This window comes from Psychrobacter sp. CX97 (genome assembly GCF_057396285.1).
On record NZ_JBXYJE010000007.1, the window covers coordinates 102,860 to 128,020 of the forward strand.

The 25,161-nt window shown below is 39.9% G+C and carries 38 protein-coding genes and 1 pseudogene; 35 read left to right on the forward strand and 4 right to left on the reverse strand.

Features of this window, described 5'->3' with window-relative positions; genetic code table 11:
* The first annotated feature begins 406 nt into the window (after positions 1 to 406).
* The 28 genes and pseudogenes from rpsJ to rplQ all read left to right on the forward strand — a co-directional run bounded on the left by rpsJ (position 407) and on the right by rplQ (position 14,597).
* Complete coding sequence (rpsJ, locus tag AC2SLL_RS07285; protein ID WP_007394248.1) at positions 407 to 718, forward strand: 30S ribosomal protein S10; 312 nt, start codon at positions 407 to 409, stop codon at positions 716 to 718.
* A gap of 92 nt (positions 719 to 810) precedes the next feature.
* Positions 811 to 1,449, forward strand: a complete 639-nt coding sequence (rplC, locus tag AC2SLL_RS07290) for a 50S ribosomal protein L3 (protein WP_486531025.1) — start codon at positions 811 to 813, stop codon at positions 1,447 to 1,449.
* A 14-nt stretch (positions 1,450 to 1,463) separates the two neighbouring features.
* Positions 1,464 to 2,066 (forward strand): 50S ribosomal protein L4, encoded by a 603-nt coding sequence (gene rplD / locus AC2SLL_RS07295; protein WP_486531026.1) that lies wholly within the window; start codon positions 1,464 to 1,466, stop codon positions 2,064 to 2,066.
* Positions 2,063 to 2,413 carry a 50S ribosomal protein L23 gene (gene rplW, locus AC2SLL_RS07300; RefSeq protein ID WP_486531027.1) on the forward strand — a complete coding sequence of 117 codons (351 nt, stop codon included), beginning with the start codon at positions 2,063 to 2,065 and terminating at the stop codon, positions 2,411 to 2,413. Before rplD ends, rplW begins: the two co-directional genes overlap by 4 nt.
* A gap of 11 nt (positions 2,414 to 2,424) precedes the next feature.
* On the forward strand, positions 2,425 to 3,252 hold the full coding sequence (rplB, locus tag AC2SLL_RS07305; protein ID WP_486531028.1) for a 50S ribosomal protein L2: 828 nt from the start codon (positions 2,425 to 2,427) through the stop codon (positions 3,250 to 3,252).
* A gap of 11 nt (positions 3,253 to 3,263) precedes the next feature.
* Positions 3,264 to 3,539: a 30S ribosomal protein S19 gene (rpsS, locus tag AC2SLL_RS07310; protein ID WP_486531029.1), complete on the forward strand. Its 276-nt coding sequence runs from the start codon at positions 3,264 to 3,266 to the stop codon at positions 3,537 to 3,539.
* A 10-nt stretch (positions 3,540 to 3,549) separates the two neighbouring features.
* Positions 3,550 to 3,879, forward strand: a complete 330-nt coding sequence (gene rplV, locus AC2SLL_RS07315) for a 50S ribosomal protein L22 (RefSeq protein WP_486531030.1) — start codon at positions 3,550 to 3,552, stop codon at positions 3,877 to 3,879.
* 3 nt (positions 3,880 to 3,882) lie between these two features.
* Positions 3,883 to 4,684, forward strand: a pseudogene (gene rpsC, locus AC2SLL_RS07320) (30S ribosomal protein S3).
* Positions 4,624 to 5,037: a 50S ribosomal protein L16 gene (gene rplP, locus AC2SLL_RS07325; RefSeq protein ID WP_486531031.1), complete on the forward strand. Its 414-nt coding sequence runs from the start codon at positions 4,624 to 4,626 to the stop codon at positions 5,035 to 5,037. The pseudogene rpsC and the gene rplP overlap by 61 nt, the downstream one beginning before the upstream one ends.
* The gene (rpmC, locus tag AC2SLL_RS07330; RefSeq protein WP_486531032.1) at positions 5,037 to 5,234 is read left to right on the forward strand and encodes a 50S ribosomal protein L29; all 198 of its coding nucleotides are present in this window, start codon (positions 5,037 to 5,039) and stop codon (positions 5,232 to 5,234) included. Before rplP ends, rpmC begins: the two co-directional genes overlap by 1 nt.
* Positions 5,231 to 5,518, forward strand: coding sequence for a 30S ribosomal protein S17 (gene rpsQ / locus AC2SLL_RS07335; RefSeq protein WP_486531033.1), 288 nt, complete (start codon positions 5,231 to 5,233; stop codon positions 5,516 to 5,518). Before rpmC ends, rpsQ begins: the two co-directional genes overlap by 4 nt.
* Positions 5,519 to 5,673: 155 nt before the next feature.
* Positions 5,674 to 6,042 (forward strand): 50S ribosomal protein L14, encoded by a 369-nt coding sequence (gene rplN, locus AC2SLL_RS07340; protein ID WP_486531034.1) that lies wholly within the window; start codon positions 5,674 to 5,676, stop codon positions 6,040 to 6,042.
* An 8-nt stretch (positions 6,043 to 6,050) separates the two neighbouring features.
* Entirely contained in the window at positions 6,051 to 6,368 is a 318-nt protein-coding gene (gene rplX, locus AC2SLL_RS07345) for a 50S ribosomal protein L24 (protein WP_486531035.1), read from the forward strand.
* A 20-nt stretch (positions 6,369 to 6,388) separates the two neighbouring features.
* Complete coding sequence (rplE, locus tag AC2SLL_RS07350; RefSeq protein ID WP_486531036.1) at positions 6,389 to 6,925, forward strand: 50S ribosomal protein L5; 537 nt, start codon at positions 6,389 to 6,391, stop codon at positions 6,923 to 6,925.
* 12 nt (positions 6,926 to 6,937) lie between these two features.
* Complete coding sequence (gene rpsN / locus AC2SLL_RS07355; RefSeq protein WP_486531037.1) at positions 6,938 to 7,243, forward strand: 30S ribosomal protein S14; 306 nt, start codon at positions 6,938 to 6,940, stop codon at positions 7,241 to 7,243.
* A gap of 12 nt (positions 7,244 to 7,255) precedes the next feature.
* The gene (gene rpsH / locus AC2SLL_RS07360) at positions 7,256 to 7,654 is read left to right on the forward strand and encodes a 30S ribosomal protein S8 (RefSeq protein WP_486531038.1); all 399 of its coding nucleotides are present in this window, start codon (positions 7,256 to 7,258) and stop codon (positions 7,652 to 7,654) included.
* A 205-nt stretch (positions 7,655 to 7,859) separates the two neighbouring features.
* A complete protein-coding gene (gene rplF / locus AC2SLL_RS07365) occupies positions 7,860 to 8,393 on the forward strand; it encodes a 50S ribosomal protein L6 (RefSeq protein ID WP_486531039.1) in 534 nt (177 codons plus the stop codon).
* An 11-nt stretch (positions 8,394 to 8,404) separates the two neighbouring features.
* Entirely contained in the window at positions 8,405 to 8,755 is a 351-nt protein-coding gene (gene rplR, locus AC2SLL_RS07370; RefSeq protein WP_486531040.1) for a 50S ribosomal protein L18, read from the forward strand.
* A 2-nt stretch (positions 8,756 to 8,757) separates the two neighbouring features.
* Complete coding sequence (rpsE, locus tag AC2SLL_RS07375; protein WP_486531041.1) at positions 8,758 to 9,255, forward strand: 30S ribosomal protein S5; 498 nt, start codon at positions 8,758 to 8,760, stop codon at positions 9,253 to 9,255.
* 35 nt (positions 9,256 to 9,290) lie between these two features.
* Entirely contained in the window at positions 9,291 to 9,470 is a 180-nt protein-coding gene (gene rpmD, locus AC2SLL_RS07380) for a 50S ribosomal protein L30 (RefSeq protein ID WP_486531042.1), read from the forward strand.
* Positions 9,470 to 9,919, forward strand: a complete 450-nt coding sequence (rplO, locus tag AC2SLL_RS07385; RefSeq protein WP_486531043.1) for a 50S ribosomal protein L15 — start codon at positions 9,470 to 9,472, stop codon at positions 9,917 to 9,919. Before rpmD ends, rplO begins: the two co-directional genes overlap by 1 nt.
* Positions 9,920 to 9,924: 5 nt before the next feature.
* A complete protein-coding gene (secY, locus tag AC2SLL_RS07390) occupies positions 9,925 to 11,256 on the forward strand; it encodes a preprotein translocase subunit SecY (protein WP_486531044.1) in 1,332 nt (443 codons plus the stop codon).
* A gap of 51 nt (positions 11,257 to 11,307) precedes the next feature.
* Positions 11,308 to 11,424, forward strand: coding sequence for a 50S ribosomal protein L36 (rpmJ, locus tag AC2SLL_RS07395; protein WP_007394227.1), 117 nt, complete (start codon positions 11,308 to 11,310; stop codon positions 11,422 to 11,424).
* Positions 11,425 to 11,650: 226 nt separating this feature from the next.
* Positions 11,651 to 12,007: a 30S ribosomal protein S13 gene (rpsM, locus tag AC2SLL_RS07400; RefSeq protein ID WP_486531106.1), complete on the forward strand. Its 357-nt coding sequence runs from the start codon at positions 11,651 to 11,653 to the stop codon at positions 12,005 to 12,007.
* A gap of 20 nt (positions 12,008 to 12,027) precedes the next feature.
* Complete coding sequence (gene rpsK, locus AC2SLL_RS07405; protein WP_486531045.1) at positions 12,028 to 12,417, forward strand: 30S ribosomal protein S11; 390 nt, start codon at positions 12,028 to 12,030, stop codon at positions 12,415 to 12,417.
* A gap of 112 nt (positions 12,418 to 12,529) precedes the next feature.
* Positions 12,530 to 13,171 carry a 30S ribosomal protein S4 gene (gene rpsD / locus AC2SLL_RS07410; RefSeq protein ID WP_486531046.1) on the forward strand — a complete coding sequence of 214 codons (642 nt, stop codon included), beginning with the start codon at positions 12,530 to 12,532 and terminating at the stop codon, positions 13,169 to 13,171.
* 39 nt (positions 13,172 to 13,210) lie between these two features.
* A complete protein-coding gene (locus AC2SLL_RS07415) occupies positions 13,211 to 14,218 on the forward strand; it encodes a DNA-directed RNA polymerase subunit alpha (protein WP_486531047.1) in 1,008 nt (335 codons plus the stop codon).
* Positions 14,219 to 14,237: 19 nt separating this feature from the next.
* Positions 14,238 to 14,597: a 50S ribosomal protein L17 gene (gene rplQ, locus AC2SLL_RS07420; protein WP_486531048.1), complete on the forward strand. Its 360-nt coding sequence runs from the start codon at positions 14,238 to 14,240 to the stop codon at positions 14,595 to 14,597.
* Positions 14,598 to 14,882: 285 nt separating this feature from the next.
* On the opposite strand, the gene AC2SLL_RS07425 is transcribed toward rplQ, so the two are convergent.
* Complete coding sequence (locus AC2SLL_RS07425; RefSeq protein ID WP_486531049.1) at positions 14,883 to 15,503, reverse strand: L-threonylcarbamoyladenylate synthase; 621 nt, start codon at positions 15,501 to 15,503, stop codon at positions 14,883 to 14,885.
* Positions 15,504 to 15,531: 28 nt separating this feature from the next.
* Positions 15,532 to 16,305: an elongation factor P hydroxylase gene (locus AC2SLL_RS07430; protein WP_486531050.1), complete on the reverse strand. Its 774-nt coding sequence runs from the start codon at positions 16,303 to 16,305 to the stop codon at positions 15,532 to 15,534.
* Positions 16,306 to 16,472: 167 nt separating this feature from the next.
* On the opposite strand from AC2SLL_RS07430, the gene AC2SLL_RS07435 reads away from it, so the two are divergent.
* The 6 genes from AC2SLL_RS07435 to lysM all read left to right on the forward strand — a co-directional run bounded on the left by AC2SLL_RS07435 (position 16,473) and on the right by lysM (position 21,001).
* Positions 16,473 to 17,081: a YceD family protein gene (locus tag AC2SLL_RS07435; protein ID WP_486531051.1), complete on the forward strand. Its 609-nt coding sequence runs from the start codon at positions 16,473 to 16,475 to the stop codon at positions 17,079 to 17,081.
* Positions 17,082 to 17,320: 239 nt separating this feature from the next.
* Positions 17,321 to 17,503 (forward strand): 50S ribosomal protein L32, encoded by a 183-nt coding sequence (rpmF, locus tag AC2SLL_RS07440; protein WP_486531052.1) that lies wholly within the window; start codon positions 17,321 to 17,323, stop codon positions 17,501 to 17,503.
* Between the two features lie 255 nt (positions 17,504 to 17,758).
* A complete protein-coding gene (gene fabD / locus AC2SLL_RS07445; RefSeq protein WP_486531053.1) occupies positions 17,759 to 18,745 on the forward strand; it encodes an ACP S-malonyltransferase in 987 nt (328 codons plus the stop codon).
* Positions 18,742 to 19,473, forward strand: a complete 732-nt coding sequence (fabG, locus tag AC2SLL_RS07450) for a 3-oxoacyl-ACP reductase FabG (RefSeq protein ID WP_486531054.1) — start codon at positions 18,742 to 18,744, stop codon at positions 19,471 to 19,473. Before fabD ends, fabG begins: the two co-directional genes overlap by 4 nt.
* 217 nt (positions 19,474 to 19,690) lie before the next feature.
* Positions 19,691 to 19,927 carry an acyl carrier protein gene (gene acpP, locus AC2SLL_RS07455; protein WP_486531055.1) on the forward strand — a complete coding sequence of 79 codons (237 nt, stop codon included), beginning with the start codon at positions 19,691 to 19,693 and terminating at the stop codon, positions 19,925 to 19,927.
* Positions 19,928 to 20,506: 579 nt separating this feature from the next.
* Positions 20,507 to 21,001: a peptidoglycan-binding protein LysM gene (gene lysM / locus AC2SLL_RS07460; protein WP_486531056.1), complete on the forward strand. Its 495-nt coding sequence runs from the start codon at positions 20,507 to 20,509 to the stop codon at positions 20,999 to 21,001.
* Positions 21,002 to 21,401: 400 nt separating this feature from the next.
* On the opposite strand, the gene queG is transcribed toward lysM, so the two are convergent.
* Positions 21,402 to 22,553: a tRNA epoxyqueuosine(34) reductase QueG gene (queG, locus tag AC2SLL_RS07465; RefSeq protein WP_486531057.1), complete on the reverse strand. Its 1,152-nt coding sequence runs from the start codon at positions 22,551 to 22,553 to the stop codon at positions 21,402 to 21,404.
* A gap of 153 nt (positions 22,554 to 22,706) precedes the next feature.
* On the opposite strand from queG, the gene AC2SLL_RS07470 reads away from it, so the two are divergent.
* Positions 22,707 to 24,338 (forward strand): NAD(P)H-hydrate dehydratase, encoded by a 1,632-nt coding sequence (locus AC2SLL_RS07470; RefSeq protein ID WP_486531058.1) that lies wholly within the window; start codon positions 22,707 to 22,709, stop codon positions 24,336 to 24,338.
* A 201-nt stretch (positions 24,339 to 24,539) separates the two neighbouring features.
* Here AC2SLL_RS07470 and AC2SLL_RS07475 read toward each other — a convergent pair whose 3' ends face one another.
* Positions 24,540 to 25,028 carry a DUF4124 domain-containing protein gene (locus AC2SLL_RS07475; protein ID WP_486531059.1) on the reverse strand — a complete coding sequence of 163 codons (489 nt, stop codon included), beginning with the start codon at positions 25,026 to 25,028 and terminating at the stop codon, positions 24,540 to 24,542.
* Positions 25,029 to 25,161 lie beyond the last annotated feature (133 nt).

Consider the following 25,161-nt stretch of genomic DNA (forward strand, 5'->3'; position numbering starts at 1 on the left):
TATAGGTAACTCTATAAATTTGTCTACAACACTACTTGCAAACAACAAAATAATCTGTATAATACCATCCACTGAATTTATATAGACGTTTCAGGTTTTCATCGCTTAATAACCTGCTAGATCATAGCATCTTATGAGAATTGTGGAGAACTTGAGTAATAGCGTCCTACAGCCGGAGCATCGTTTCTGGTACTAACTTCATATTTCTTTGCTACCTTCCAATGTGGAAATGGTGGGCAAGGAATAAATTTATTTTGTTTTTTGATTTGTTTTTTGAGATTAAGATGATTAATTTCAACTTTAAACGATCAGGAAGTGAATCATTTATATAACGGCTATTTATCATCAAACTAATGCCATTAAGGCGTTAAATAGAGATAAACCCATTTATTAGGAGCTTGCTGGCATGGCTAACCAGAGAATCCGTATCCGACTGAAATCTTTTGATCATAGATTAATCGATCAGTCGGCACAAGAGATTGTCGATACCGCAAAGCGCACTGGTGCGCAAGTTTGTGGTCCTGTACCGTTGCCTACTCGCATAGAGCGTTTCAACGTCCTTACATCACCACACGTCAATAAAGATGCACGTGATCAGTACGAAATCCGTACTCACAAGCGTATGCTTGACATCGTACAGCCAACTGATAAAACAGTTGATGCGTTGATGAAATTGGACTTGGCTGCTGGTGTAGACGTTCAAATCGCATTGGGTTAATCAATAGTACGTCATCTATTTAATGCGTACTGATTAATATAGAGAGACTCAAATTACCCAAATTATTAATTGAAGATATAAAGAGGTTTAACATGGCGATCGGTTTAGTCGGTAAAAAATGCGGCATGACCCGTGTCTTCACTGAAGCAGGTGCTTCTATCCCTGTGACAGTTGTTGAGGTCGATGCAAACCGCATTACTCAAGTAAAAACGAATGACACTGACGGCTATCAAGCCATTCAAATTACCACAGGTGAACGTCGTGACAGTCGCGTAACTGCGGCGCAAAAAGGTCACTTCGCTAAAGCTGGCGTTAAAGCTGGTCGTGGTGTATGGGAATTTCGTGTTACTGAAGAAGAATTAGAGGGACGTGAAGCTGGAAACCAAATTGCAGCAGACTTGTTTGAAGCTGGGCAACTGGTTGATGTTACAGGTCAAAGCAAAGGTAAAGGCTTTCAAGGTGGCGTAAAGCGTCATAACTTTAGCATGCAAGACGCTACTCATGGTAACTCAGTATCGCATCGTGCCCATGGTTCTACTGGTCAGAACCAAAGCCCTGGTAAAGTATTTAAGGGTAAGAAAATGGCTGGCCAAATGGGTAATAAACGAGTGACGGTTCAAGGACTAGAAGTAATTTCAGTTGACGCTGAAAAAGGTCTTCTCGTCATTAAAGGTGCCATTCCAGGTGCCAATGGTGGCGATGTCATCGTACGTCCGTCAATCAAAGCCTAAGCAAGGGGATTAACGTGAATTTAAAAACTGTTACAGGCGCAGCGGTTGAGCTGTCTGACACGGCATTTGGTCGTGAATTCAACGAAGCCCTCGTTCATCAGGTCGTCACTGCATATTTAGCAGGCGCACGCCAGGGTAGCCGTGCACAGAAAACTCGTGCTGAAGTTTCTGGCGGCGGTAAAAAGCCATGGCGTCAAAAAGGTACAGGCCGTGCTCGTGCTGGTTCAATTCGTGGTCCTATCTGGCGTGGGGGTGGTCGTGCATTTGCTGCTAAACCACAAGATTGGTCACAAAAAGTGAATCGTAAGATGTACCGTGGTGCAATGCAATGTATTTTAGCTGAACTTGTTCGCCAAGATCGATTGGTTTTAGTAGAAGATATTAAAATGCCTACTCCTAAAACAAAAGAATTGGTTAGTAAATTAGCAGAACTTGATGCTCCAAGAGCATTAATCGTGACCAATGAAGTTGACGAAAACTTATATTTAGCGGCTCGAAACATTCCTTATGTGAATGTATTAGGTACTAACGAAGTTGATCCTGTTAGCTTGATTGCGTTTGATAAAGTCATCATGTCTGTTGACGCAGCGAAACAATTTGAGGAAGCACTAGCATGAACAACGCAAGACTTTATCAGGTCTTAAAAGGGCCTGTGTTCTCAGAGAAATCTCAGCTGTTAGGTGACTCGCTAGGTGTGCAAGTATTTAAAGTAGATGGTAATGCCACTAAGCGTGAAATCAAAAAAGCAGTCGAGTTAATGTTTGAAGGTGTGGAAGTGACTAAGGTCAACACCTTAAATGTTAAAGGTAAGACAAAGCGTTTTGGTAAAAGCATCGGCCGTCGTAATGACTTTAAAAAAGCCTATGTTACCTTAAAAGCTGGTCAAGATGTACAAATGGCTGATGCTGGTGAAGATGTTGCTGATAAAGCACCTTCAACTAGCGAAACAGCGAACAACGAATAAGGATACAACTCATGCCTATCGTAAAAGCAAAGCCAACATCAGCAGGTCGCCGTTTTGTTGAAAAAGTGGTACACCCACATCTTTACAAAGGTCGTCCGCATGCGCCATTACTTGAAGCTAGAAGCAAGTCTGGTGGTCGTAATAATAACGGGCGTATAACAACACGCCATATTGGTGGTGGTCATAAACAGCACTATCGTATTATTGACTTCAAGCGAACTAAAGACAATATTCCATCCACGGTTGAGCGTATTGAATACGATCCTAACCGTACTGCACATATTGCATTATTAAAATATGCCGACGGTGAGCGCCGTTACATTATCGCACCTAAGAAGCTTAAAGTTGGTGATACCGTATTATCAGGTGAAGCCTCGCCAATCCGTCCAGGAAACTGTATTCCACTAAAGAATATTCCAGTGGGTACGGTTATTAGTAATGTTGAACTTAAAATCGGAAAAGGTGCGCAGTTGGCTCGTTCTGCTGGTGCTTCAGTTCAATTATTGGGTAAGGATGGCATCTATGCAATTTTACGTTTGCGTTCAGGCGAAACACGTCGTGTACACGTAAACTGTCGAGCAGTTATTGGTGAAGTTTCGAACTCTGAAAATAACCTGAAATCACTCGGTAAAGCCGGTGCATCACGCTGGCGTGGTATTCGTCCAACGGTGCGTGGTACTGCGATGAACCCAGTCGATCACCCACATGGTGGTGGTGAAGGTCGAAATATGGGTAAACATCCAACAAGCCCATGGGGTCAGAAGACTAAAGGTCTTAAAACGCGTAGTAACAAGCGTACTGACAGTATGATCATCCGCCGTCGCGCCAAGAAGAAATAAGGAATAATTTCATGCCTCGTTCATTGAAAAAAGGTCCATTCATTGATGCGCATTTGTTTGCCAAAGTTGAGAAAGCAATTGAGTCTAACTCACGTAAGCCTATCAAAACTTGGTCACGTCGCTCGATGATTCTGCCACAAATGGTTGGTCTAACTCTTTCTGTTCATAATGGTCGTACTCACGTACCGGTTATCATTAGCGAACAAATGGTTGGCCATAAACTAGGTGAATTTGCCCCGACTCGCACGTATCGCGGTCATGGCATTGACAAGAAAATGAAAAAATAAGGTGCTCACTATGGAAGTAACTGCTAAATTACGCGGTGCCGCCATTTCGGCACAGAAAGTTCGACTTGTCGCAGACGAGATTCGTGGTAAGTCTATCGAGCGTGCTTTGGATATCCTTGCGTTCAGTAACAAAAAAGGCGCGGTATTTGTCAAGAAATGTCTTGAGTCTGCCATTGCTAATGCTGAACACAACCACAGTTTAGATATTGATACCTTAAAAGTATCAACTATCTATGTGGATGAAGGCATAACGCTAAAGCGTATCCTACCACGTGCAAAGGGTCGCGCTGATCGTATCAGTAAGCGTACTTGTCACATCACTGTTAAGGTAGGAGAATAACTCATGGGACAAAAAGTACATCCAATCGGTATTCGTCTAGGTGTCGTTAAGAAGCATAATGCCAACTGGTATGCGGACCCTAAACAGTACTCTAAATATCTACTTAATGATATTCAAGTTCGCGATTATCTTCGTAAAAAACTCGATAACGCAATGGTAAGCCACATTATGATTGAGCGCCCTACTGGTGCCGCTAAAATCACAATATCAACGGCTCGTCCTGGTATCGTTATTGGTAAGAAAGGCGAAGATATTGAGAAGTTACAGAAAGAGTTAACCAAAATGATGGGCGTACCAGCTCAGGTTAATATTGAAGAAATTACCTCTCCAGATTTAGATGCCCGACTTGTTGCTGAAGGTATCTCAAGTCAGCTTGAGCGCCGTGTTATGTTCCGCCGTGCCATGAAGCGCGCAGTACAAAACAGTATGCGTTCAGGTGCTCAAGGTATTAAAGTTGAATTATCAGGACGTTTAGGTGGTGCTGAAATCGCACGTACTGAATGGTATCGTGAAGGTCGAGTACCTCTACACACACTCCGTGCTGATATAGATTATGCATCAGTTCGTGCAGAGACTACATACGGAACCATCGGTGTGAAGGTATGGATTTTCCGTGGTGAAATTCTTGATGGTATGGATAGTGTTTATAATCCACCTAAAGAAGACAAGTCTCGTGCGCCAAAACGCCGCGGCCGTGGAAACCGTCGCAATTCCGACAGAGCAAACACAGATAGAGGTTAAGCTATGTTACAACCAAAACGTACCAAATTTCGCAAAATGTTCAAAGGGCGTAACACCGGATTAGCACATCGTGGTAATACCGTGGCTTTTGGTCAGTTTGGCCTTAAATCAGTTGGTCGGGGCCGTATGACGGCTCGTCAAATTGAGGCTGCCCGTCGAACCATTACTCGTAAAGTTAAACGCGGTGGGAAAATCTGGATTCGTGTTTTTCCAGATAAACCAATTACTGAAAAACCATTAGAAGTTCGTATGGGTAAAGGTAAAGGTCCTGTTGAATACTGGGTATGCGAAATTAAACCCGGTAAAATGCTTTATGAAATAGAAGGGGTTTCAGAAGAATTAGCACGTGAAGCATTTACGCTTGCAGCGGCTAAGCTTCCCTTCAAAACTACCATTGTTAAGCGGACGATAATGTAATGAAGATCAGTGAATTACGAGACAAATCAGTAGAAGAGCTGGCTGGATTACTAGATGAGAAGCAACTTGATGCATTTCGTCTTCGTATGGCAAAAGCCACCGGTCAACTTGGTAGCACCCACGAAGTCCGAGCTAATCGCCGTGCGATCGCTCAGATCAAGACTTTGATTAATGAGAAACAAAGAGGCGCCTCATGAGTGACGATATTCAACAAGCCGAAAATGCGGGCACATCTGTAGGTATTGTTACTGGTAAGGTTGTCAGTAACAAGATGGATAAATCCATAACAGTATTGGTTGAGCGCAAAGTTCGCCATCCACTGTATGGTAAACAACTCCGTCGTTCTACAAAAATTAAAGCCCACGACGAGAATAATGTCTGTAAAGAAGGGGATGTGGTTCGTATCGTTGAAACACGCCCAATCTCTAAGACTAAGTCTTGGAAATTATTTGACGTTGTGGAAACAGCGGAAAAAATATAAGCAAATTGCATTTGGCATAAAATTCTGGTAGAATACGCCCCCTTGCGGTGACATACCAGAATACTTGAATTACTTCTGTGATCATCGTTTTCAATGATTGCTTAGGTAATTTAATAATTTAATTGCCTTATGCATCTGATCAATGGAGTAGCGCGATGATTCAGACTGAAACAATTCTGGAAGTTGCAGATAATAGCGGTGCACGACGTGTTCAGTGTATTAAGGTGCTCGGCGGTTCTCATCGTCGTTATGCATCCGTCGGTGACATTATTAAAGTATCTGTAAAAGAAGCAATCCCACGTGGCCGTGTCAAAAAAGGCGATGTTATGAACGCTGTGGTCGTACGTACTAAAAAAGGTGTACGTCGCCCTGATGGTTCAGTACTTCGTTTTGATGACAATGCTGCTGTTTTGCTTAACCAGAACCAAGCCCCGATTGCCACTCGTATCTTTGGGCCGGTAACTCGTGAATTACGTGGTGATCAATTTATGAAAATTGTATCACTAGCACCAGAAGTACTGTGAGGTAACCCATGGCTAAATTACGTAAAGGCGACAATGTCATTGTTATTGCTGGTAAAGATAAAGGCAAACAAGGCACTGTGCTAGCGGTAAAAAATGACCGTATTAAAGTTGAAGGCATCAACATTGTAACCAAGCATCAAAAGCCAAATCAGGCTACTGGTGCTGAAGGTGGTATTGTTAAGCAAGAAGCTTTTTTACATATTTCAAACGTCGCAATTTTCAATGCGCAAACCCAAAAAGCTGATCGTATTACTTATCAGTTTGACGACGAAGGCAAAAAACAACGCGTTTATCGTTCAAACGGTGAAGTAGTGGCGACTGCATAAACACTAAGGGTGTATTAGCAATGTCAAGATTAAAATCATTATACAATGACGAATATAAGCAACAGATTAAAGAAGCTTTAGGCTTAGAAAACGTCATGCAAGTACCAAAAATTACCAAAATTACTCTTAATATGGGGGTTGGTGGTGCTTCACAAGATAAAAAGCTCTTGGAAGGTGCTGTAGCTGATATGACGGCAATTGCAGGTCAAAAGCCAGTTATTACTAAAGCTCGCAAATCTGTTGCTGCCTTTAAAATCCGTGAAGAATGGCCAATTGGTTGCAAAGTAACTCTTCGTGGCGAGCAAATGTATGAGTTTTTAGATCGTCTCATTGCTATTGCTATACCACGTATCCGTGATTTTCGAGGCTTTTCTCCAAAAGCTTTTGATGGTCGTGGTAACTACTCATTAGGCATCAAAGAGCAAATAGTTTTCCCAGAAGTTGATTATGATAAAATTGATCGCCTTCGTGGGCTTGATATCACTATCACGACAACTGCTCAAGATGATGAGCAGGGTCGGGCACTGCTTAAAGCATTCGGCTTCCCATTTAAATAGGATTTAAGCATTATGGCAAAGAAAAGCATGATTAATCGCGAATTAAAGCGCGAGAAAATGGTTGCTAAGTATGCTGATAAGCGTGCTAAGCTAAAAGCTATTATTAGTGACTCAAATGCAAGTGATGAAGAGAGAATGGAGGCGATTTTAGAGCTTCAATCTCTACCACGTAATTCATCACCTGTTAGATTACGCAACCGTTGTGGCGTTACTGGGCGTCCTCATGGTTACTTCCGTAAGTTTGGTTTATCACGTAATGTATTGCGCCGACGCGTTATGCAAGGTGATGTTCCGGGCGTACGTAAAGCTAGTTGGTAAGGGAGTAATAATATGAGTATGCAAGATACAGTTGCAGATATGCTAACCCGTATTCGTAACGCACAAATGGCAAAAAAAGTTTCTGTTGATATGCCAAATTCAAAGCTACGTAAATCTATTGCAGATTTATTAGTTAATGAAGGCTATGTGGCTTCGGCATCCGTAGAAGATCATGGTAACGGCAAAGCAACTCTAAGTATTGAGTTAAAATACTTTGAAGGCAAGCCAGTTATTGAAATAATTAAACGCTATAGTCGTCCTGGTTTGCGTCAGTACCGTGGTAAAGACGCAATTCCAACAGTTCAAAAAGGTTTAGGTGTTGCAATCGTTTCTACTAGCCAAGGCATCATGAGTGATCGTGCTGCACGCGCAGCTGGTATTGGCGGCGAAATAATTGCATTTGTAGCCTAAACTAAGAATCATATCATTTAATACTTCTAAAAAAATATTATTACGCTATAATATGTGCCCTCAACTAAGCACTTAACAAAATTTAGCAATATATTTATAGAAAGTGTTTGGGTGATATAGAGCTGATTATAAAAAAATAACAGGCTTTAGGCCTGTTAATTTTTTCATAGTCATTTGTTATTTATCTGTTATTAAGGATATTCCTATGTCTCGTGTGGCTAAAGCCCCAGTAGCACTGCCTAAAGGCACTAGTGTTACTTTGAACGGTCGGCAGGTTGAAGTTAAAGGCAAGCAAGGCACAATGTCTTTACACCTGCACGATTTGGTCGAGCTTAAACAAGAAGATGATCAAATCATCTTATTACCTGTTTCTGAAACGAAAGAAGCTTGGATGCATACTGGTACGGCACGTTCTCTTTTGAACAATTTTGTACAAGGTGTTTCTGAGGGTTTTGAAAAACGTTTACAGCTAATTGGTGTTGGTTATAAAGCTCAAGTTGCTGGAAATAAACTAACCTTGAATGTTGGTTATTCTCATCCAGTTGAATATATGCTACCTGAAGGTGTAAGTGCAGAAACACCAAGCCAAACTGAAATTGTCCTCAAATCAAGCGACAAACAGAAACTAGGCCAAGCTGCTGCGAACATCCGTAGTTATCGTCCACCCGAACCTTATAAAGGTAAAGGTATCCGTTATAGTGACGAGCATGTGGTTCGTAAAGAAGCTAAGAAAAAATAAGGTGAAATGACATGTTGGATAAAAAAGCTGCTCGCTTACGTCGAGCTAAAAAAACACGTGCTCACATCCGCCATTTGGGTGTGCATCGGTTAACTGTTAACCGTACTCCACGACATATTTATGCTCAGATCATTTCTCCAACCGGCGGAGAAGTTATTGCTCAAGCATCTACACTTGATGATTCGTTACGCTCTGGTGCAACGGGTAATGTTGAAGCTGCTACATCTGTAGGTAAACTTATCGCTGAGCGTGGTAAATCTCTAGGTATTACAAAAGTCGCCTTTGACCGTAGTGGTTTCAAATACCATGGTCGTGTTAAAGCCTTGGCTGAAGCCGCTCGTGAAAATGGATTGGAGTTTTAATTATGTCTAAAGTAGAACAAACAGACGGTCTTGTTGAGAAGTTAGTATCAGTGGATCGTGTCTCGAAAGTAGTTAAGGGTGGCCGTATTTTCTCATTCACTGCGCTCACTGTTGTTGGTGATGGTAATGGTCGTGTTGGTTTTGGTCGTGGTAAAGCTCGTGAAGTTCCAGCGGCGATCCAAAAAGCTCTTGAAGCTGCCAAACGTAACATGATCACAGTTGATCTTGATGGCGTTACATTACAACACCCAATTGTTGCCCGTCATGGTGCAAGTAAAGTATATATGCAACCAGCTAACGAAGGTACTGGTGTTATCGCCGGTGGTGCTGTACGTGCTGTACTTGAATCTGCTGGTGTAGAAGACGTATTAACTAAATGTTATGGTTCAACAAACCCAACTAACGTAGTACGTGCAACCTTTAATGGATTACGTGACATGTCATCACCTGAAAAGGCGGCAGCGAAACGTGGTAAATCTGTAGACGAAATTTTGGGCTAACCATTTTTTAGATATATATAAATAGGTGAGTTACGATGAAAACAATGAAAGTTACTCAAATTAAATCTGGTGCCCATCGCCTTAAGAGCCACAAAGCTTGTCTTATGGGTTTAGGTTTACGCCGTATCGGTCAAACCGTAGAAGTTGAAGACACGCCTTCAACCCGTGGAATGGTGAATCGCATCAATTACATGGTTAAAGTGGAGGAAGCGTAATGGGACTTAAATTAAACGAACTAGCACCTGCCCCCGGTTCTAAAAAAACAGCACACCGCAAAGGCCGTGGTATTGGTTCAGGTCTAGGTAAAACTGGTGGACGTGGTGTGAAAGGTCAAAAGTCACGTTCAGGATCTGGTATTCGTCGTGGATTTGAAGGTGGACAAATGCCTTTATTCCGCCGTGTACCTAAATTTGGTTTTACGAGTCAAATGGCCTTTACAACTGCTGAAGTTCGTCTGTCTGAACTCAATAAGATTGAGGGCGATGTAGTAAGTGTTGAGAGTTTGAAAGAAGCCAACATTATCCGTCATGATATGAGACGTGCGCGTATCATTTTATCTGGCGAGGTTACTAAAGCTTATACATTTAAAGGTGTTAAAGTGACTAAAGGTGCCCGTGTTGCTATTGAGGCAGCTGGCGGCACAATTGAGGACACTGAGGAGTAATCTTAATGGCTAAGCAATCAGTGCCGACCTCTGCAATACCGATGAACCCACTCGTGTTTATTAAAAAGTATGACGAGCTATGGAATCGCTTATTGTTCTTAATAGGGGCTCTGGTTGTCTACCGTTTAGGTTCACACATCCCAGTTCCTGGTATTAACCCAGAGCGCTTAGCTGATTTATTTTCTCGAAATGAAGGCACTATCTTAAGCATGTTCAATATGTTTTCCGGTGGTGCATTAGAGAGAATGTCTATCATGGCTCTAGGTATCATGCCCTATATATCAGCCTCAATTATAGTGCAGATGATGTCAGCTGTTCTACCCTCTCTTGAAGCTCTTAAAAAAGAGGGTGAAGCTGGTAGAAGAAAACTAAATAAGTATACCCGTCAAGGTACACTTGGTTTAGCTTTTCTTCAAGCCGTTTTTATGAGTACAGGCCTTATCAGTCAAAACCTTACGCTAACGACTGGTCTTGCATTCTTTATTCCCGCCGTAAGTTCATTAGTAGCTGGGGCCATGTTCTTAATGTGGCTAGGTGAGCAAATTACGGAAAGAGGGGTAGGGAATGGGATCTCGATGCTTATCTTTGCAAGCATTGTAGCCAGTGTGCCAAGTATGATTGGTCAGTCTTTTGATATGGTCAAGAATGATTCACAGAGTTTGATTATATTGCTTGTTTTTGCTGTATTAGGAATCGCAGTTACAGCTGGGATCGTATATATTGAACGGGCACAACGCCGTATTCCTGTTAACTATGCGCAAAAGCAGCAACAAGGTCGAAAAATATATACAGATCAGCAATCGCATTTGCCGTTAAAAATTAACATGGCAGGTGTTATTCCAGCAATTTTTGCAAGTGCTTTGTTAATGTTTCCAGCAAGCTTAGGTCAATGGGTAGGTAATTCTTCTGATCCTAGCTTATGGCAGCAATTCTTACAAACTATGTCGTTGCAATTAGCACCAGGTCAACCTTTGTATTTAATGTTATTTGGCGCTATGATTATTTTCTTCTGTTACTTCTATACGGCTTTAGTTTTTAGCCCTCGTGAAGTTGCAGAAAATTTGAAACGTAGTGGCGCATACATACCAGGAATAAGACCAGGGTTGCAAACCCAACGTTATCTTGATCATGTTTTAAATCGTTTAACCTTTATTGGGGCGATTTATATGACTGTTATATGTTTAATGCCTATGTTGATACAGTCTTCATTTGGCGTTCCATTCGGTCTTGGTGGTACCTCGCTTTTAATTATGGTAGTCGTAGTGATGGACTTTATATCTCAGCTACAGGCTCACTTAATGACACACCAATATCATGATCAAACACTAATTAAGTAAAATGTCATTACTATCGTTTTATGCTAAGTGTTTGTTCACTAGGAGAAAATTATGAAAGTTCAAGCATCTGTAAAAAAGATCTGTGGTAGCTGTAAAGTTGTTCGCCGTAAAGGTAAAGTACACGTTATCTGCAAAGCTGAACCACGCCACAAGCAGCGTCAAGGTTAATTGCATTTATGTATTCAGCTCTATTACGAATACATTTATAGAATAAACTTGAATAATTATGGCGGATGAGTTATCATCCGCCACTTGCCGTCGTTTGCGACAAATTTAATAGACGTTTTATGTGGTATTTAAATACGATTTGTTAGATAAATGTCTGAACGACAAAAATCTGAAACATAAGCATTACATTGATTGTATGCTCATTTTCACAACTGGAGAGAAATCAATGGCTCGTATTGCCGGCGTAAATATCCCGGATAACAAGCATGCAGTGATTTCGTTGACTTATATTTTTGGTATTGGTCGCACAACCGCTAAGCAGATCTTAGAAGCGGTTGGTATCGCACCAACGACAAAAATCAGTCAATTAGATGACACGCAGCTTGATGCTATCCGTGCACAAGTTGGGAACTACATGACAGAAGGTGACCTTCGTCGTGACGTTTCAATGAATATTAAGCGTTTGGTTGACTTAGGGTGTTACCGTGGTATTCGCCATCGTCGTAATTTGCCTGTAAGAGGCCAAAACACTAAAAATAATGCTCGTACTCGCAAGGGTCCGATTCGTTCAATTAAAAGATAATTAACTTAGGAAGCTAAAAGATGGCAAAAGACACCCGTGGTCGTAAAAAAACGGCACGTCGTTCGGTATCCGAGGGCGTAGCCCACATTCATGCGTCTTTTAATAACACCATTGTAACGATTACCGATCGTCAAGGTAATGCATTGGCTTGGGCCACTTCTGGTGGACAAGGCTTCCGTGGTTCACGTAAATCTACACCATTTGCCGCTCAGGTTGCAGCTGAAGTTGCTGGTAAAGCAGCTCAAGAATATGGTGTAAAAAATGTCGATGTTTTGGTCAAAGGACCAGGACCGGGTCGTGAGTCTGCGGTAAGAGCCTTAGGTGCATTAGGTTATAAAATTAACAGCATATCTGATGTTACCCCAATCCCACACAATGGTTGTCGTCCGCCTAAAAAGCGTCGCGTATAAACTATTATTACCGTATATCTCGTTTTTATAAACGATTTATATACGGTGTGTGTATTAAGACGAAATTACCGTTACAAGTTACTATTAAGACGTAACTCAAGGAGACACAAGCATGGCCCGTTATACAGGACCAAAATTAAAGTTGTCACGTCGTGAAGGTACTGATTTACATTTAAAATCAGGCATTAAACCTTATGACGTTAAGACTAAAAAATCAGGTAGTGTACCTGGACAGCATGGAAATAGTCGTAGCAAAAGCTCTGAGTATTCTTTACAGCTTCGTGAAAAACAAAAAGTTAAACGTATTTATGGGGTTTTAGAGCGCCAATTTGCTAACTACTACAAAGAATCTGCACGAGCACGTGGTGCAACTGGTGAGAACCTGTTGCAAATGCTTGAACGCCGTTTAGATAATGTCGTTTATAGAATGGGTTTCGGCTCAACACGTGCAGAAGCGCGTCAGTTAGTTAGCCATCGCTCTGTTATGGTTAAAAAAGCCGGTCGTGATGAGTTTGTTCGTGTAAACATTCCTTCAATTCAGGTCCAAGATGGCGATGTTATCGCTATTCATGAAAAAGCAAAAGAACAGTTGCGTATTAAGAATGCTATTGAACTTGCAACTCAACGTGGTATACCAGAGTGGTTAGACGTTGATCATAGCAAGATGCAAGGTACATTTAAGCAAGCGCCAGATCGTACTGATCTACCAGCTGAAATCACCGAAAGCTTAATCGTTGAATTGTATTCTAAGTAAACGCAAATAATTATTAGATTAACTAATCGAGGTGACAATATGATGCTAAGTGCTACCGAGTTTCTAACGCCAAATGCCATTAATGTGGATGCGGTTGATGAAACCAATGCAAAAGTCACGCTCGAGCCGTTAGAACGCGGCTTTGGGCATACATTAGGTAATGCCCTACGTCGTATTCTTTTATCTTCATTGCCTGGTGCAGCAGTAATTGAAGCAGAGATTGAAGGAGTAGATCATGAATATTCTACTCTTGAAGGTCTGCAGGAAGATGTTTTAGATTTACTTTTAAATCTAAAAGGTCTTGCAATTACCATGCACGATCAAAATGAAGTGTTTTTAACCTTAGACAAAAAAGGGGCTGGCATAATTACTGCGGCAGATATTGATTTACCGCATAATGTTGAAATTGCTAATCCCGATTTAGTATTAGGTACTCTTGGTGAACGTGGGCATTTAAAAATGCGCTTACGTGTGGTTATGGGCCGTGGTTATGAGCCTGCTAACTTACGCCGTGAAGACGGTAACACAAAAGCTATTGGTCGTTTAAAACTAGATGCTAGTTTTAGTCCAGTTTCACGTGTTGCTTACCAAGTTGAAAACGCTCGTGTTGAACAACGTACTGATCTTGATCGCTTAATCATTGAGCTAGAAACCAATGGTACAATCGATCCAGAAGAGGCAATTCGCAAAGCGGCAACGATTCTGCAGCAACAGATCTCAATCTTTGTAGATCTAGAAGCTGAAGAAACGCCAGAACCTGTGAAAGAGAAAGAAGAAGTTGACCCTGTCCTATTACGTCCAGTGGACGACTTAGAACTAACGGTTCGTTCAGCCAACTGTTTGAAAGCTGAAAACATTTACTATATCGGTGATTTGGTACAGCGTTCTGAAACAGAACTCCTGAAAACCCCAAATCTTGGTAAGAAGTCATTGACTGAAATTAAAGACGTATTAGCGTCTAAAGATCTTGAACTGGATATGCGCTTAGAAAATTGGCCACCAGCAGATCTACGTGTTGATGATCGTTTTTCTTATCGTAGCCGTTAACTATTAAGGATATTTGACCATGCGACATCGTAAGAGTGGAGTTAAGCTGGGTCGCACCGGCAGCCATCGTAAGGCCATGTTCCAGAACATGACAAACTCACTGTTTGAACATGAACTGATTAAAACAACTGTACCAAAAGCTAAAGAGTTACGTCGTGTAGCTGAGCCTTTAATTACTATGGCAAAAGAAGATACGGTTGCTAACCGCCGTTTGGCTTTCAGCCGTATGCGTAATAAAGATATGGTTGGAAAGTTATTTGGTACGTTAGCACCACGCTATCAAGACCGCCCAGGTGGATACTTACGTATCATCAAATGTGGTAATCGTGATGGTGATAACGCACCAATGGCTTATGTTGAGCTTGTAGACCGTGACTAAACATTAGTTAAGTTTATACTTATACTAAAACCTCAGTAGCTCTATTAATTGTAGTGAATATACTATTAATAGAGCAACTGGGGTTTTTTAGTATTAAACTTTCACTACTGCTTATTGAGTAATTTGTTTTTAGTCTTAGTGGTTTTTAGTCTTAGTGACAGTATATTGGATTACATACATTTATACACCTCATAACGATAAAGTGAGCTCGAGCTATGATTAAGCTATTGAGTTGTCTTGCTCTGATGATCTATTTATGCTGAATAAATGTTGGATCTAGGTTTATTATTCCACTAGCTCTGATACATCTCCCGCACCTTGACGGATTAGAGTAGGTGGAAAATCTGTCATATCGACCACAGTAGTTAGTTTAGTGGTTAGAATGCCTGCATTGACTAAAACGTCAACTTGATTACTAAGCTTCTCTTCGATATCAAATGGGTCATCTAGAGACAACTGCATATCAGGCATAATAAGTGAACTTGTTAGAATAGGTTCGCCTATTCCCTGTAAAAGCATTTGTGCAATTGGGTTTGAAGGCACCCTAATACCAATGCTTTTTTTCTTTGGGTGTGATAGTTTCTTAGGTACATCCTTTGTGGCATTCAAAATAAAGGTTATCGGTGCAGGAGTAATAGCCTTTAACGTTTTAAACTGTTGGTTATCTACTGTAGCGTAAGTCGCAATCTCGCTCAAATCTTGACACAGTAATGTGAACTGATGATTATCATCGAGCTGCCTTATTTGTTTAAGCTTTGCTAAGGCATTTTTTGAACCAATTTTGCAACCGAAAGCATAACTGGTATCCGTAGGGTAGATAATCAATAAGTCATTTTGCAACGCCTCAACGACTTGTTTAATTAGTCTTGGTTGTGGATTACTTGGATGTATATATAAGGTTTGCATGGGGTACCTTCAATAAAATAATTTTTAACTACTCAGACATAATACTATGCTCATATTGCTTTATTGTCTTGTTTATATCATGACATAAATGTGAAAGTGCAGTTAATAGCTTTTTTGCGTCAGATGGTAGAAGATCTGGGTTTTCAATAAATATTTGCGCTTGGTGGTAGACGTCTATTGCAAAAGTGCTTTTGCTAGTATCAAAGTTTGCATTCAGGTTATCTTGTGATGCCCGAAACTCTTTACCGCATGTTAGAGTAAATAAACATTCTAAAGCTTGCGGTTTTATCTCAACACGTTCAAATGCCCTTTGTTGCGCTTCACTTCGTCCATCTGGTGCATACCAGTAGCCAAAATCTGGTAGGCTTCGACGTTTGACCCCTGCAATGCACCAGTGGCTGATTTCATGTAGTGCACTAGAGAAAAAACCATGTGCAAATTCTAATCTAGCGGGTTGGGTTTGTGTGGCGGGAAAGTATTCTGGTTCATTTTTTCCACGAGTGAGTACAACATTGTGTGGTCTAAATGTCTGATTAAAAACTTTTATTAGCCAATCAACTTCAAGTATCTCGATGTCTTTTCTATAACTTTGCTTAGTAATGTCATGAGACTGGCGTCTTTTATTTTGAATATCCTGCCATAGCTTAGCTAGCTCTCTTACAGACTTTTGATCATTAACGCTTGAGGTTGAAGTAGCAAAGATAAAATGTGTATGCTCGAGTTTAATATGGGTAGTGGACGAGTAAGACAAATAATCTATTAATTTACTTATAGGTAACTCATTAAAATTAATATTTGACATAGTAGGCATTGTAACTGGTAAAAGAGTTTTTTTAAGGAGATAGCGTTATACAGTGCGAGTAGCGACCTGTTTAAAAATATTAATATACATTGCTATAAGGACTATCTGCATTATATAGCTTACAATAGTGCTATATCTGTATTATTTGAAAATCGTGAGATGACATTATGTTAACTAAGAATGTGAGAAAAATGAACGCTTTCCAAACGGCTTCTAAGTCTTCCTCCAATAACGTTGAAGAAAATTTACCAAATCATATTAATCTGGAAAAGTGGCAAGACGTGGGATATAACTGGTATGGTACTATCATACCTAGAAATATGCCACGTTTGGCTAGTTCAGTTCCTGCCAAATATTTAGATGAAACCATTGATCTAAAGTTTGAGATGAAAAAAATAGGTCAGTTGCTGACATTAACAATGGATTTCTCAGGTAAGATTTGGGTAATTTGTCAGCGTTGCCTAGAACCTTTAAACATAGATGTAGGTCATCACAATCAATTGGTTTTACTGGAAAATGAAGCGCAAGAGAGTCTGGTAGATGAATCAGATGATTATTTATTGCTTGATGAACTCTTAGATAGCTATGCAGAGAATAAAAAAGGTGAACGTTTGTTACCGATTACAAAGCTTATAGAGGATGAATTATTACTGGATGTTCCTTTATCGGCGAAACATGATGATTGTGAAATGGCAGTAGAACAGGTAGGGGATATTATTGAAGAAGAGGCAGAAAGTCCGTTTGCCGCATTAGCAGAATTAAAAGGCAAACTGTGAGTTAGCATGGTTGTGTGATTAAAGTCGATGTATAAGAACAATAGTAGAATTGCCCCTTTATTTAATGGAATAAAAAGCGTATAATCCCTCGTTTATTATTCCCAGATTTTAACCCTATTTGATTTTTAATAAGAGTTTCTCTTATTTTGGTCAATAGAGAACTCATTTTTGCTAGATGAGCGTTGCTGTATTTATACTTGGTGGCGCTAAAAGCATGTTTTAGAATAGGAGCTAGTCCCATGGCTGTTCAAAAAAGTCGTAAAAGTCGCTCACGTCGTGATATGCGTCGTTCACACCACCATATGGAAGTTGCTGAGTTGAGCATTGATGCCACAACAGGTGAAAAACATCGTCGTCATCATATGACTAAAGATGGATTTTACCGTGGTCGCCAATTGTTTAAGGCAAATCAAGACGACTAATTCATAAATCATTTTTATGATTGAGTTTCATATAAGAGCCAAGCTTATCTAATGCGAACGTGTCATTAGGAAGCTTGGTTTTCTTATTTTTAATGATACATATATAAGATATATCTAGTTGAGTCTTATAAATTAGATATTATGTTACCCTTATATACTATTATAGGTATATTATTTATAAGGTGTGCTGTTTAACTCCGCCTTATATCGGATCTAAATTGAACAAACTATTCTAAAATATAAGTAGGCAATAAAATGTCGATATCACAGTCGCAACCAGTCAAAAAACAAGCTTCATCGGATTTACCTCGGCGTATCGCAGTTGTTTTCCCCGGACAAGGATCTCAAACTGTGGGTATGCTATCTGAGCTTAGTGAAGAGTATCCGATAGTTAATGCCACGTTTCAAGAGGCTAGCAATGCGTTGGGGTTTGACTTATGGGAAGTTTGCCAAGATGATGTTGAGCTGGGTAAAACAGAGAATACACAGCCTGCTTTATTAACGGCAAGTATAGCTATTTGGCGCATTTTAGAAGCGCAAGCTGATATTGAGCCTTTATTTTTGGCAGGTCATTCACTTGGTGAGTATAGTGCGCTGTGTGCAGCAGGTGCTATAAGTCTAAGTGATGCTGTTAAATTAGTCCATGCTAGAGGCAAGTTAATGCAGGAGGCTGTGGCCGATATTGATACGAAAATGGCCGCTGTACTTGGTTTAGAAGACAGTCAGGTGACCAGTATATGTGACCAAGTTAAAAGCAGTAGTGATGAGTATATCGTCAGTGCCGCTAATTTTAATAGCCCTGGTCAAGTGGTGGTTGCAGGCAATGAGCAAGGTGTAGAGGCACTGATTGAGCAGATTAAGGCCATGGGTAAAAAAGTCGTGCCCCTTAAAGTGAGCGTTCCCTCACATTGTGCTCTAATGGAGCCAGCCAGCGACGCTTTAGCAAAAAAACTCAAAGCAAGTGATATTAATTTACCAAGAATACCGGTAATTCAAAATCGTAATGCCGCTGTTGAAAAGACGGTTACCAATATTACCCAAGCACTAACTGAGCAGTTAAGTATGCCTGTGCTTTGGACGCAAACCATGCAAAATTTAGCAGATAAACATATAAACTTGCTAATCGAATGTGGTGCAGGTACGGTGTTAAGTAATCTTGCAAAAAGACAAGAGACACCTATTGCAAGTTTTCCTACAGATAAGCCTGCACGTATAATTAAATTATTAGAGGAGTTGTCATGAGCCGTACTATTACATTGGTAACGGGCGCTAGCCGAGGGATTGGCAAAGCAATTGCTAAGCGATTTGCAAAAGAAGGTCATTTTGTTATTGGTACTGCAACTACTGCTGAAGGGGCGCAATCTATCGATGATTATTTACATGATGCTGGTGGTATTGGCAGAGCTTTAAATGTCAATGAACCTGAGCACATTGAGAAATTATTTGAAGAAATAGAAAGCGTTTATGGTAGTGTTCAGGTATTGGTAAATAATGCTGGTATTACTAAAGATGGGCTTCTCATGCGTATGAGTAGTGAGGACTGGGATACAGTTGTTGAAACCAACCTAACCTCTATATATCGCATGAGCAAGCGTGCTATGCGTGGTATGATGAAAGCTCGTAAAGGCCGTATTATAAATATTACTTCTGTGGTTGCGCAGATGGGTAATGCTGGTCAAGCAAATTATGCAGCTACCAAAGCAGGTGTAGAAGGTTTTAGTCGTACGTTAGCTCGTGAGATTGGCTCACGTAAAGTCACTGTAAACTGTGTGGCACCTGGTCTGATTGAAACAGATATGACTGATGAGCTAGATGAGCGTTTATTAAACTCTATGCTTGATGCTGTACCAGCAGGTCGTTTAGGTCAACCTGAAGATGTGGCAGCGGCAGTCTCTTTCTTAGCAAGTGATGAAGCAAGTTATATTACGGGTGCTGTTTTACCTGTTAATGGTGGCATGTATATGTCATAGCCCCTGTATTACAAAGGCAAAATTACAACTAAATAGCCAAACTGTTAAAAAAATTGCTAAATGGCTTATAAAAAGGTTAGTAATAAGTAAATCCTTTTGATACAATGAACACTTGTAAACTAAACTATAAGGGATGGTTGTCAAGACCATTTCGTTCGTCATAGTTACAATATTATCAATATTATAATTATGCTTTAAATTGAGTAAGGAGACTTTCATGAGCGATGATATCGAGTTAAAAGTAAAGACTGCAGTAGCTGAACAACTGGACATTAATGTTGAAGACATTAGTAATGATGCCTCATTTATGAATGATTTAGGTGCAGATTCTTTAGATTTAGTAGAGCTAGTAATGTCATTTGAAAATGATTTTGATATCACTATCCCTGATGATGATTCAAGTGAAATCACAACCGTACAAAAAGCGATTGATTACGTTAAGTCAAAGCTGTAACTTTATCTTAATGGATATTTGTAGCTTTGGTAAGTAAGCCTATCGTTTAAAAGCGTGTTGACGCTTGCTAAACCACGATTTATCGTGGTTTTTTTATGGATAGTGTTTATGTATTTTGCGGTAATTAATAGGTTTAATTTGCAGAGCAAAACCATATTTTTCCCAGAGCAAGATCATATTTTTACTGAAAAATAAATTAGCATTATTAAAGCCACTAATATATTACAGACACTAAGTTGTTAATTTAGCGTTATTGGGCCTAAGTTTATTCATTTTAGATCAATCCAATACATCTATTTATGCGTAGATGCCTTATGAAGTACCTGTAATGGCAAATATGTTGACTATAGTAGACACAAGATGGGTAGCTCTCTATATAGTCATATAAAGTAGAATTAATAAAATGTAACAATACGCTACATTTGGATAGTGATTATTCTATCCGTTATGGCTATACTTTTAGTTGATAAGTTAAAAAACTTATATCACTAGCCAGTCTTATTAATTATTTATAATAAATATATGATTAACATTGGCTTAATTAATAACTTAATTAATAAAAAGTAATAGGAGAAATTTATGGGAATTTTTAGTTTCGCAAAGGACATCGGCGATAAAATATTTAACCGCGATGAGAAGAATCCAGAGTCAAAAGCTGACTCTAATACCCCAGAATCTAGCGAGCCGTCAGCTCAATCTGTTGCAAACCTTTTGTTAAAGCGTATTCAGCAACAAAATCTTGATATTAGTGATCTTAAAGTCAAATATAATGGTAGCACCGATACTGCTGAAATAAGCGGTAGTGCAGCAACTCAGGCAGACCGTGAAAAAGCCATTATCGCGATTGGTAATGTTCAAAACGTTGCTAAAGTTATTGATAATATTGATATTAAAGATGATGCCCCTGAGTCGACAATGTATACGGTTAAGTCGGGTGATACATTATCAAAAATTTCTGCAGAAGTTTATGGGTCAGCAAATGAATATAATAAAATTTTTGAAGCCAATAAACCAATGCTGACCAGCCCAGATAAAATTTATCCTGGTCAAGTCTTACGTATTCCTAAGCCATAATTTAATTTATTATTAAATTCTGTATTTATATTTATCTGTATTTATATTTAATAGTTAAGTAACTAAAATAAAACTAAAGTAATATGTTAATCACTAAATAAGTAGCTCTTCACAAAAAACAGTGAGTTGAAAGATAGTGAGTTGAAAGTTAGTTGATTAACGCTTTATATAGAAGGGCATACATTTATAGTATGCCTTTTTTTATGGGAATTTTTATAAGTGATGATAGGGATAACTACGTTTTGTTGGTAGATGCCTGTTTAGTTAAAAAAAACTGTTTATTTTAGTGAAGAGCATTACAAATTAGGCAACTTTGTGGTTAATTGGATTTGTATTTAGATCTTATATTAAACATGACATGGGACAAGGTTTATAAAATAAAGTTTACAAACACAGTTAACTAAGCCTGCTTATTTTTAGCGTTTTGCTGATCAATTGCCCAAATTATGTGTTCATCGAGCATGTCATTAATTTGTCCTAATCGACGTTTTAATGCGCTAAGATATTCAGGGTTATATGGGGCATTGCCCAAACCTATAGATATATTGCGTAAAAAATTTATGTAACCCGTCCGTCTTATGGGGCTTCCCTGCGTACGCTCGAGGAACTGTTCCTCGCTCCAATTCCAAAGCTCAATGAGTGTGCTATTATCGAGTCCGTGACGGGCATGAAAGTCATCAATAACAGTAACATTAGCATAACGATTCCAAGGACAAATTAGCTGACAATCATCACAACCAAAGATGCGATTTCCGATAGCTTCCCTGTATTGCTTATCAATGGCACCATCATGTTCAATCGTTAAATATGAAATACAGGCATTAGCCTTCAGTTGATAGGGGGCAGTAATCGCTTGAGTCGGGCATATTTCTATACACGCTGAACAACTGCCACAGTGTGCTTGTACAGGCTCATCTTCTGGGAGAGTAAGGCTCAAAAATAACTCGCCCAATACAAAAAAAGACCCTGCTTGCTTATTAATCAGTAGTGTATGCTTGCCTGTCCAGCCCAGCCCAGCTGCATCAGCTAGCGGCCGTTCAAAAATAGGTGCTGAATCACTAAAGGGTCTAAATATAAAGGGGGCATCCGTATTGATGTCAAGGTGTTGCCACTGCGGGAGCATCTGTTCAATAGACAGAGCCAATTTTTTTAGCCTAGCACGCATGATTTTATGATAGTCACGACCACGAGCATATCGAGCGATAATCGCATTGTTTGGTCGTGCATTATCTTGCACAGTGCGTGGTTTTGGGGGTATTTGAAGATAATCCATACGTACAGATATTATGGTACGAGAGCCTTCGACTAATAATGAAGGATTGGCACGCTTATCGTGATTTTTTTCAAGAAAGGTCATTTGACCATGATTGCTTTGAGCCAGCCAATCCTTTAATCCTTGCATTTGACGCTTAAAAACGGGGTTATAAACACTCACAAATCCGCAAGTGGCAAACCCTAACTGCTGAGCTTGCTCACGAATCCAAGCTTTAACATCTTCTGGATGACTAAAGGCATTGGTTTTAATCGAATGGTCAGATTTTGGGTTAGACATAGGGTAGAGCTCAAAGCATCAGGATAAAAGAGTATGATAAGCTATAGTGAGTTATTTTTAAAAGGTAAGAGTGAAAATGACGGTGTTACCCCTAACCAACCAGCAAGTTTATCAGTACATTAAACCTTAATACCTTAATATAAAGGGGAGAAAATGAAATCTAATGCTAATGCAATTAATAAAAAAATGACACCTTTATATACTCCAAGCCAAGTTTATGCTATTGAAAACAAATGGTTTGAGTCTGGTAATGCTAGCTTTGGGTTGATGCAGCAAGCAGCGTGGCAAATGGCGATGTGGATATATACGCATAATAATAAAAATCTTAAAGGCTATGTATGGGTTGGTAGTGGGAATAATGGCGGCGATGGCTGGCTTGTAGCAACTTATCTTAAACAATTAGGTGCTGATATCCGCGTTATTGAAGTCGGACAAGTAACCAGCGACGATGCGAAGTTAGCGCAACAGACAGCACAAAATAATGGTATTGAGAGTATAAATTTTGAGCAAATTATAGAAGATAAGCACAGCCCAAAAAATGAACAGTTTGCTGATGCGACCCTATTTATAGATGCATTATTTGGTATTGGTTTAGATAGAGCGCCTACGGGTAGTTATGCTCAAGCGATTCATACCATTAACGAAAATGCGAAGCTATTCAACATTAACATAGTGGCGATTGATGTGCCAAGTGGGCTGGTTGCCAGTACGGGACAGGTATTTAATGACTGTGCCGTAAAAGCAGACAGCACATTATGTTTAGTGGCACGTAAGATTGGGTTACATATCAAAGATGGGGTCGATTTTAGCGGTAATGTGGTGGACTTTCCTCTTATTCCAAGCATCCTTGAATATAAGCCAGATGCTAGATTACAGTATATGGCGCAAGTTATGACTAAGCGAAATAGTAACTCTCATAAAGGCAGTTTTGGACATGTGCTAATTATTGGCGGTAATCAAGTTGATGGCTCACAAGGGATGGGCGGTGCCGCCATATTATCCGCATCGAGTGCATTTGTGGTAGGTGTGGGTAAGTTAACTGTTGCCTGTCATGAGGCATTTCATGGAAGTTTGATTACCACATTACCCAATGCAATGACTATTGATTTACATGATATTAATGGTGTCACGCGTCTTATTAAGCAATGCGATGTGGTTGCTATTGGTATGGGGCTTGGGCGAGATGATAAAAGCCAAGCTTTATTTGATGCGTATTTAGAATCCGCCATGTTCGCAGGAATAGATATAGTGATTGATGCAGATGGCTTGTATCATTTAGCAGAGTTAGTAAGTCAACAACCTGAGTTAAAACAGAGGCTTGCTTCATATTCTGGCAGTTCAGATAATGATCAAAACTCGCCTAAAATATATTACACGCCACACAGTGGCGAGGCGGCAAGACTGATAGGTAATGATGTTAAGACTGTCGAAGCCAATAGATTAGATGCAGTGAAAAGCTTAGCGGATAGTTATAAGGGCAATTGGCTCTTGAAGGGTGCAGGTTCAATTGTTATTGAGCAAGATGAGGTATATGTGTGCGGCGCAGGTAATGCCGGAATGGCCACAGCAGGGATGGGGGATGTACTGTCTGGACTAGTTGCCGGTTTATTGGCTCAGAAGTCTATGTTTGGCACAATGCATGACAAAATGTGTAGCAGCTTACAACAAGCAGTGATGATCCATGCTATGGCAGGAGATAAATTAGCGGATAAAGTAGGCGAGTGGGCAGTTCAGGCTAGCGATATGCACAGCATGATAGGGCAGGTGTTGAAAGAGTTAACTTAATATTGTTGATTTATATCATCAAAAATGTATGAGTTTTCAAGCGTATACCTTTGGTACACTGTTGAATTAAACGCAATAAATTAACTTGTTTAAATTTAAAGCAGCGACTAAAACCAGTGTAAGTTATTCAAGTAAGCTCAGCCAGCGGGTTAGACTGTTAGACCAGACCCTGCGAATTCCCTTTTAAAAAAGGTATGAGAGTCAGATTGCTTGTCCCGTGCAGTATTGGTCGATCAGCTTTTGATAATTTTCACGTTTTAATTCAATCTCACGATTGCTTAAGTATTTACGACCACCATTGGCATCTAATTCATATATGCGACCACCAGAGTTGAGATTGGTCAAATTATTACGCAGTGATTGACAACGTTGGGCATTATCTTTTAACTCTTGTTCGATGGTTTGCTGTTGAGATAAAACGTTTGATTGAGCTGCAGGTGGGTTGGTCTTCCCAGCTAATTCACCAGCATCCAACTGTCGTCCATTGCTACGTAGCTCTATAATTTCCACTTCATTTTTTGAACCCTCTGGTGGAAATTGTGAAAACTTAACTTCGCCAAATTTACCAATAGACTTATACACCGTTGTCGTGGTGGCACTCGCAGGAGTGAGCATGGCAATGAAAGCTATAGCCATTGTAGTTGTTTCAAAAAGCTTTTTTAATGGTACTTTTAATTGTACTAGAGTCATGCGCTTAACCTATAAATTAGTCAAAAGGGTCAATTCGTTATCACTTACTGATGATTTGAAGCTCTTCGTTTATGCACCTATCACGTACACAGGATATAGCCACTTAATGGATTGTAAGATATATTGAATTATA

Excerpts from the sequence above, each read along its gene's own strand:
- rpsJ (WP_007394248.1), top strand. The coding sequence starts at position 407 with ATGGCTAACCAGAGAATCCGTATCCGACTGAAATCTTTTGATCATAGA.
- rplC (WP_486531025.1), top strand. The coding sequence starts at position 811 with ATGGCGATCGGTTTAGTCGGTAAAAAATGCGGCATGACCCGTGTCTTC.
- rplW (WP_486531027.1), top strand. The coding sequence starts at position 2,063 with ATGAACAACGCAAGACTTTATCAGGTCTTAAAAGGGCCTGTGTTCTCA.
- rplB (WP_486531028.1), top strand. The coding sequence starts at position 2,425 with ATGCCTATCGTAAAAGCAAAGCCAACATCAGCAGGTCGCCGTTTTGTT.
- rpsS (WP_486531029.1), top strand. The coding sequence starts at position 3,264 with ATGCCTCGTTCATTGAAAAAAGGTCCATTCATTGATGCGCATTTGTTT.
- rplV (WP_486531030.1), top strand. The coding sequence starts at position 3,550 with ATGGAAGTAACTGCTAAATTACGCGGTGCCGCCATTTCGGCACAGAAA.
- rplP (WP_486531031.1), top strand. The coding sequence starts at position 4,624 with ATGTTACAACCAAAACGTACCAAATTTCGCAAAATGTTCAAAGGGCGT.
- rpmC (WP_486531032.1), top strand. The coding sequence starts at position 5,037 with ATGAAGATCAGTGAATTACGAGACAAATCAGTAGAAGAGCTGGCTGGA.
- rpsQ (WP_486531033.1), top strand. The coding sequence starts at position 5,231 with ATGAGTGACGATATTCAACAAGCCGAAAATGCGGGCACATCTGTAGGT.
- rplN (WP_486531034.1), top strand. The coding sequence starts at position 5,674 with ATGATTCAGACTGAAACAATTCTGGAAGTTGCAGATAATAGCGGTGCA.
- rplX (WP_486531035.1), top strand. The coding sequence starts at position 6,051 with ATGGCTAAATTACGTAAAGGCGACAATGTCATTGTTATTGCTGGTAAA.
- rplE (WP_486531036.1), top strand. The coding sequence starts at position 6,389 with ATGTCAAGATTAAAATCATTATACAATGACGAATATAAGCAACAGATT.
- rpsN (WP_486531037.1), top strand. The coding sequence starts at position 6,938 with ATGGCAAAGAAAAGCATGATTAATCGCGAATTAAAGCGCGAGAAAATG.
- rpsH (WP_486531038.1), top strand. The coding sequence starts at position 7,256 with ATGAGTATGCAAGATACAGTTGCAGATATGCTAACCCGTATTCGTAAC.
- rplF (WP_486531039.1), top strand. The coding sequence starts at position 7,860 with ATGTCTCGTGTGGCTAAAGCCCCAGTAGCACTGCCTAAAGGCACTAGT.
- rplR (WP_486531040.1), top strand. The coding sequence starts at position 8,405 with ATGTTGGATAAAAAAGCTGCTCGCTTACGTCGAGCTAAAAAAACACGT.
- rpsE (WP_486531041.1), top strand. The coding sequence starts at position 8,758 with ATGTCTAAAGTAGAACAAACAGACGGTCTTGTTGAGAAGTTAGTATCA.
- rpmD (WP_486531042.1), top strand. The coding sequence starts at position 9,291 with ATGAAAACAATGAAAGTTACTCAAATTAAATCTGGTGCCCATCGCCTT.
- rplO (WP_486531043.1), top strand. The coding sequence starts at position 9,470 with ATGGGACTTAAATTAAACGAACTAGCACCTGCCCCCGGTTCTAAAAAA.
- secY (WP_486531044.1), top strand. The coding sequence starts at position 9,925 with ATGGCTAAGCAATCAGTGCCGACCTCTGCAATACCGATGAACCCACTC.
- rpmJ (WP_007394227.1), top strand. The coding sequence starts at position 11,308 with ATGAAAGTTCAAGCATCTGTAAAAAAGATCTGTGGTAGCTGTAAAGTT.
- rpsM (WP_486531106.1), top strand. The coding sequence starts at position 11,651 with ATGGCTCGTATTGCCGGCGTAAATATCCCGGATAACAAGCATGCAGTG.
- rpsK (WP_486531045.1), top strand. The coding sequence starts at position 12,028 with ATGGCAAAAGACACCCGTGGTCGTAAAAAAACGGCACGTCGTTCGGTA.
- rpsD (WP_486531046.1), top strand. The coding sequence starts at position 12,530 with ATGGCCCGTTATACAGGACCAAAATTAAAGTTGTCACGTCGTGAAGGT.
- AC2SLL_RS07415 (WP_486531047.1), top strand. The coding sequence starts at position 13,211 with ATGATGCTAAGTGCTACCGAGTTTCTAACGCCAAATGCCATTAATGTG.
- rplQ (WP_486531048.1), top strand. The coding sequence starts at position 14,238 with ATGCGACATCGTAAGAGTGGAGTTAAGCTGGGTCGCACCGGCAGCCAT.
- AC2SLL_RS07425 (WP_486531049.1), bottom strand. The coding sequence starts at position 15,503 with ATGCAAACCTTATATATACATCCAAGTAATCCACAACCAAGACTAATT.
- AC2SLL_RS07430 (WP_486531050.1), bottom strand. The coding sequence starts at position 16,305 with ATGTCAAATATTAATTTTAATGAGTTACCTATAAGTAAATTAATAGAT.
- AC2SLL_RS07435 (WP_486531051.1), top strand. The coding sequence starts at position 16,473 with ATGTTAACTAAGAATGTGAGAAAAATGAACGCTTTCCAAACGGCTTCT.
- rpmF (WP_486531052.1), top strand. The coding sequence starts at position 17,321 with ATGGCTGTTCAAAAAAGTCGTAAAAGTCGCTCACGTCGTGATATGCGT.
- fabD (WP_486531053.1), top strand. The coding sequence starts at position 17,759 with ATGTCGATATCACAGTCGCAACCAGTCAAAAAACAAGCTTCATCGGAT.
- fabG (WP_486531054.1), top strand. The coding sequence starts at position 18,742 with ATGAGCCGTACTATTACATTGGTAACGGGCGCTAGCCGAGGGATTGGC.
- acpP (WP_486531055.1), top strand. The coding sequence starts at position 19,691 with ATGAGCGATGATATCGAGTTAAAAGTAAAGACTGCAGTAGCTGAACAA.
- lysM (WP_486531056.1), top strand. The coding sequence starts at position 20,507 with ATGGGAATTTTTAGTTTCGCAAAGGACATCGGCGATAAAATATTTAAC.
- queG (WP_486531057.1), bottom strand. The coding sequence starts at position 22,553 with ATGTCTAACCCAAAATCTGACCATTCGATTAAAACCAATGCCTTTAGT.
- AC2SLL_RS07470 (WP_486531058.1), top strand. The coding sequence starts at position 22,707 with ATGAAATCTAATGCTAATGCAATTAATAAAAAAATGACACCTTTATAT.
- AC2SLL_RS07475 (WP_486531059.1), bottom strand. The coding sequence starts at position 25,028 with ATGACTCTAGTACAATTAAAAGTACCATTAAAAAAGCTTTTTGAAACA.